Source organism: Vibrio sp. McD22-P3, assembly GCF_021568915.1.
Lineage (GTDB): Bacteria > Pseudomonadota > Gammaproteobacteria > Enterobacterales > Vibrionaceae > Vibrio > Vibrio mediterranei.
Map to the genome: position 1 here is coordinate 1 of NZ_JAKGTN010000052.1, position 5,352 is coordinate 5,352.

At 41.2% G+C, this 5,352-nt stretch carries 5 protein-coding genes; 2 read left to right on the plus strand and 3 right to left on the minus strand.

All coding sequences use genetic code 11. The features are described 5' to 3' along the window. Positions 1-286 precede the first annotated feature (286 nt). Positions 287-559: a hypothetical protein gene (locus tag L2W36_RS27075; protein ID WP_236112049.1), complete on the minus strand. Its 273-nt coding sequence runs from the start codon at positions 557-559 to the stop codon at positions 287-289. Positions 560-1,939: 1,380 nt separating this feature from the next. Between L2W36_RS27075 and L2W36_RS27080 the strand changes: the two genes are divergently transcribed. Further along, positions 1,940-2,629, plus strand: a complete 690-nt coding sequence (locus L2W36_RS27080) for a hypothetical protein (RefSeq protein ID WP_236112050.1) — start codon at positions 1,940-1,942, stop codon at positions 2,627-2,629. A 76-nt stretch (positions 2,630-2,705) separates the two neighbouring features. Here the strand turns inward: L2W36_RS27080 and L2W36_RS27085 are convergent, their stop codons facing one another. Continuing rightward, positions 2,706-3,731 (minus strand): permease, encoded by a 1,026-nt coding sequence (locus tag L2W36_RS27085; RefSeq protein ID WP_236112051.1) that lies wholly within the window; start codon positions 3,729-3,731, stop codon positions 2,706-2,708. A 151-nt stretch (positions 3,732-3,882) separates the two neighbouring features. Here L2W36_RS27085 and L2W36_RS27090 point away from each other — a divergent pair, with 151 nt between their 5' ends. Continuing rightward, a complete protein-coding gene (locus L2W36_RS27090) occupies positions 3,883-4,176 on the plus strand; it encodes an ArsR/SmtB family transcription factor (protein ID WP_236112052.1) in 294 nt (97 codons plus the stop codon). Positions 4,177-4,572: 396 nt separating this feature from the next. Here L2W36_RS27090 and L2W36_RS27095 read toward each other — a convergent pair whose 3' ends face one another. Beyond that, the gene (locus tag L2W36_RS27095) at positions 4,573-4,848 is read right to left on the minus strand and encodes a hypothetical protein (RefSeq protein ID WP_236112053.1); all 276 of its coding nucleotides are present in this window, start codon (positions 4,846-4,848) and stop codon (positions 4,573-4,575) included. Positions 4,849-5,352: the final 504 nt, after the last annotated feature.

Here is a 5,352-nt window from a genome sequence, read left to right on the forward strand (position 1 = left end):
TTAGTATTGTGAGACTGGAATGGGGGCGTAAAGCCTTACTCACAGCGCAGGGCAGCCCGAAAGGGTAAGAGACAAAACTCCACGGAAAGCGACCAAAACAATGCCTAAAATCACACTGATTTGGGTAGGGGTTGGCGCAGCCGAAAGGGCTTTAACCTTTCTTTCCGCGAGCACTCCCTTTGCTTTCTTTTTTATTCCTGCCGCTCGGCGCAGTGTGCGAGTAAGCGAAGCGTCCGAGCATCGAGCAAGCGGAATTTAGTCAGGTTTAAAACCGTGGCACTGTCACTCAGTTGATCGGTTTGTTCGTATTGCCTCTGTTCTCTAACCAGCTTGATTTTGCTCCTATTGGGGTTCCGTTTTTTTCTTCGTGTTCTAAAAGCCGGTACCTCGCTTTTTCATCTCCGTTTGTCTCGAGTAGGAAGATGTCTTCCACCATTTCGATGATGTTTTCATACACTGAACTTTCGAATTTATTTTTCTCAAACTCTCGTTTTTGCTCGTCTAGTTTTCCTATTTTGGTTATTTGGATCTCCACTCCAATTCTCCTCGTTATTTTCATCTTCTTAGTACCCCCTTCACTGACCCCTCTTACCGACCCGCTTTACTGACACAATAAGGGGTCGCTAGAACGGGTCAGTAAAAGGGGTACTACATACTTATCGTAGTGGTGGTTGCCCTTAATGGGCAATCATTAAAAAAGCTGTGCTTTTTCAATGAGTTTAGATGGCAATATTCGAAGCTGGACGCTTCAATATCACCCTCTAAACTTGAAGGGCTCAAATCGTCTTGCTACGCGCGACTTAGCGGGTTTTAAAGCCGAAATAGTCGCTCTTTTTCGTGTCGTTACTCTCCCACAAAAAATACCTCGTTTTCAGCTAAATAAAATCCGCTAAGTCTCGCCTTTCTCGACGATTTGAGGGGCAAGCCCCCAAAACAAAAATCGTCCATTGGGTGGACTCACTGCACTGGGGTTTGTGTTTTGTTTCGGCTCCCCCGTCTGAACACTTCGGTCGTGGGGCGACCTCGATTCAGATCCTCCACTTGGACGTTTCGGATTCTCCATTTCTTAGCAATTGAACCCCGCAAGGGGGCGCTGGTTGCGATTGAAGAAATGAAGAACTGAGCAACTAAATGCCACTCGCTCGAGCTTCGTTTCATTAAGTTGATGGGCGTTCGTTTTGAGTGTGACGTCGTTTTTGGCTAGTATTAAAGTGTTCTAAAGAGAGCGCTAAACTGCTTAGTATAGAGTTGCGTATCGTACATCAGCCTCGTTTGATTCAATGTCATTCGGGGCTTTTGTTTTTCTGACGCTCTCACTCCGTTCGTTTGTCGCCTTCTCGCCCCTGGCAAAAAGATAAATCGTTTTTACCAGGCACAAGAAGGAAAGGGGAACACACACCTCATCTTGTCCTCTCCACACCCCGTTTATTTGCATCCACACCTATGAAATTACTCTCCACAAATGAAAGTGTTCTTTGTGAATATACTTAGAAGTATTCGTAAAATTCGCTGCATGGAGTTCAGTCAGATTGAGAGTGTTTTAGAGAGGCAGGAAACGCATTTTGTACCCCATTTGCTTCGCAACTGGTTTCCAAAACGCTCAAGTCCTGTTCTCCGAAGGGGCTGCGCCGCGAAAAGTTGCAGCGCTGCAACTTTGGATGTGAAATTGGGTTGAGTTCAAAAGATGTTAAAAATCGATGCTGAAGGCTCTGAAACCGTCACAAACTTACAGCCCGATTTTTGGGTAAGTAGGGCTTAGTAAGTGCTTATAAATCGATTCTGGAGCGATTGAGGGCTTCTGAAGGGTGTTTTTGGTAGCTAACTCGCCCGTTTAACATAATAGGAATAATGAACACCTAAAATTCCCAGAGGCTGTTCGATTTTTAGGGTCTAGGGTGGTACTTTTTGGTTTTGGCGAGAGGTGGTTGAATGGAGTCTTATGATTGAGCAACTAAAACCGTTAACAGATGCACTTAATGAAAGAGCTAAGAATCCAATTATAGGTGGTTTCGTATTTTCATGGCTTGTTGTTAATTTTAAGCATTGGAGTTTATTAATCGTAGGTCCAATAGATGAGTATCCCACTCGATTATCAGACTTTTTGGCAGCAAGTAATGCATGTAACTTTCTTTATCAGCCACTTTTCTATGCCGTCCTTGTGTATTTCTTTATCTACGTGGGGTCATTTATCGTTTCTCTTCTAAATATTGGGCATCTTTGGTTTATCGCTAAGTGCAGCAAAGGGTTGGCGGAGTCACAGAATAAAATCCTTAAATTGCAAAATGAAGGCAAAGACTACGTAGATATGCAGACTGAGCTTAAAGCAACGAAAGCATCATTGGGTAGGTCTGAGTTGATCATTAAGGCTACCAATGACCTTCGAGGTAAACTTGATGCCGAAATGAAAAATAACGCTAAAATCGAGGAAGACAGGGTGAAGGAGAAGGCGGATGAATTTCGAAAAGAGATTCTAGAGTCTTGTAATAACAACACTGAAATTTCCACGCAGTTAGATGAATTTTTAAAATTTGTTAAGTTGAGTGTTGATAAAACGTATAACAGTGTTTCTACCCCCGTTAGGAAGCATGTATCTATCGTTGAAAAATTGGAAGGCGGTAATTTAACGTAATGGCACTTAGTGCGAACCCTGATTTAGACAAAAAAAAGCCTCCCTTATGGGAGGCTTTTTTTTGTGATAATGTCAATCAAGCGAAGATGAAACTATATAGGAACCCTGCACCAATGGCCATGCTGAGGATGACAAACAAGAATGCTGCAATCATTTGATTCTTGAAGATCGATTTCAACAATATCACTTCAGTTAGACTTGCGCCGGCACTACCAATAATTAAAGCCATTACTGAACCAAGTGCCATCCCTTTCTGTACTAGTGCGGCACTCAAAGGAATAACCGCCTCAGCTCGAATATATAGTGGAATACCAATAACAGCTGCAACAGGGATAGCATACCATTTACCCGCGCCGGCATATTCAGCAATCAAGTCAGTTGGGATGAAGCCATAAATGAATGAACCAAGAGCAATACCCATCATTAAGTAAGGAAAAACTTGTTTAAAATCTTTCCAAGTCGAGTTCCAAATTCTTAACCAGCGACTAGGCTCTTTGTTCTCAGTAGCTTTTTGTGTTGTACAGCAAGACTCTTCTACTTTCGAAGTGCTTTCCCCACACGAACTGGTACCACAAGTCGTCTCTTTAACATCTGTTTTTTTGCTATCACTAGAACATGTAGAACCACAAGATGATGTTTGTAAAGCTTCATATGCTTCAGGCTTAACATATCGCTCAAAGCCCAGTTTTTCTAATACGTAACCAGCAGTGACAGAAACAATCATAGCGATAGAGAAATAGAAAACTGCAACTTTCCAGCCAAATGTAACAACAAATAATCCAATGATTACAGGGTTAAGAAGTGGGCTTGCAAAGAGAAAAACCATCATAGGGCCAAAACCAGCTCTCGCACGCAATAAGCCTTTCAAAAATGGAATTGTTGAGCATGAGCAAAATGGAGTGATTGAACCTAATAGCGCTGCGATAAAGTACCCTTTCCCATTCTTAGAGCTAAGAATGGATTGGATTTTTTCAGGTGTAAGGAAGTCTTGAAGAACCCCGACGATATAGCTAATAGCTAGGAAAAGAATAATTAGCTCCGTCGCAAGAAATGCAAACATATCAAGTGCTTCTTTTGCCATGTTAATTATATCTGGACTCATGTTATTTCTCCTATGGATGTTCAATCCATATTGCAAACTGTTTTGAATAAAAAAAGCTTTCATTTCGATGTTTCTGGAATTATAGTTGTATTGAATTCAACGTCAACCTTTAATTTCTACAAAATTGGAAATATTTTCCATGGAGATAAAGATGAAACTAGAAAAAGCAGCAAACATCCTGAAAGAACTAGGTCATCCTGTCAGGCTTAAAATCTATAAAGTTATTGTAAAATCAGGAAAAAATAGCATAACTGTCGGAGATATCCAGGCTCATCTAGATATCCCTTCATCAACATTGTCTCATCACTTAGCTCACCTGGTATCAGCTGAACTAATCCAACAAGTTCGTGATGGTCGGAGTATCTATTGTGAAGCCAAATTTGATAATCTTGATGGAGTGATAAGTTTCTTGATCGATGAGTGTTGTTTGGATAAGGCAGCGTAAGGAATCTCGCTACTTCTTCGAGAGATCCTATATTTGTTTTTGGGGAGAAGTTTACGTCCACTAACTCCCTGAAAGCTCCATTAGGCATTGTTATCTACCATTAGAGGTGAACGACATAATGCCAAGCCTCCTCAGTTACTTTTGGGGAGGTTATATTATTACTCACAAAATGCAGCTAATGAAAAGTATTCAGTGCCCCTCTTCCTGTTTGGTAGGAAGAGTTTTTTGCATGTAAATCACAGATTTGAATGTAATAGTATAAGCAAGATTATTACTAACTAAACTATCTATAGCTAAGAGGGACTCCCTCCAATATTCCTCTGTAGTGCAAAAACGGCTCCTTCAAGGAGCCGTTTTTGTGTCTAACTTTGAGTTCAATTACGTAAGATAAAACCTTTACTGCTTCTTTCCGGCAACGTGGACATAATCAACCCCAAGAATTCGATTAAGAACACCTAAGAGCGATGTAGTGTCCGAATTAGCTGCTTGAATAGTGTCAATTGAAGCTCCTTCTGGAACCAAATCAAAAGCTCTTTCTTGTGTGTTACCTGGTATTTGGGCTCCCAAAATATTAAAGCTTTCCGCATGCGCAGTGTAAGCTTTATCTGTATGAGTTATACCAGAGCAGCCAGCCAAGCCTACGGCGACTAATATAAATAATAACCTGTTCATATTAAAATCTTACCTTTGTATTGCGATGTGTATTAGGTTTTATTTTTATACAGGCCATTTGTTAGAAAGAGTGTAATGATATGTAATGATTTCGATAAATTATCTACAGATTTAGTAAGGATGTGAGTCGTCCACACAATGTACCTCTATCTCATATTTTCCTTACAAACTCTTTCCCTAGATGTGAAAAAACCAGCTTTGGCGAGCTGGTTTATTTCGGAATACTTACTAGTTTCGACGCTGGGTAAGTCCTTTCATGATAGCCATATCGTTAAAGCACTTCAAGTATTCCTGCACTCTGTTTCCAAAGGTGGAAGGTAAAGGTACTAATCAAAACTAAGCAAAAGCTCGATAACACCGCCCCTTGTAGCTGCTAGAGGGGACTCGCGGAAAAGGAATAACTGATTAGTATTGTGAGACTGGAATGGGGGCGTAAAGCCTTACTCACAGCGCAGGGCAGCCCGAAAGGGTAAGAGACAAAACTCCACGGAAAGCGACCAAAAC

Bases quoted from the DNA above. Each gene is read 5' to 3' on its own strand.
- L2W36_RS27075 (WP_236112049.1), bottom strand. From the start codon at position 559: ATGAAAATAACGAGGAGAATTGGAGTGGAGATCCAAATAACCAAAATA.
- L2W36_RS27080 (WP_236112050.1), top strand. From the start codon at position 1,940: ATGATTGAGCAACTAAAACCGTTAACAGATGCACTTAATGAAAGAGCT.
- L2W36_RS27085 (WP_236112051.1), bottom strand. From the start codon at position 3,731: ATGAGTCCAGATATAATTAACATGGCAAAAGAAGCACTTGATATGTTT.
- L2W36_RS27090 (WP_236112052.1), top strand. From the start codon at position 3,883: ATGAAACTAGAAAAAGCAGCAAACATCCTGAAAGAACTAGGTCATCCT.
- L2W36_RS27095 (WP_236112053.1), bottom strand. From the start codon at position 4,848: ATGAACAGGTTATTATTTATATTAGTCGCCGTAGGCTTGGCTGGCTGC.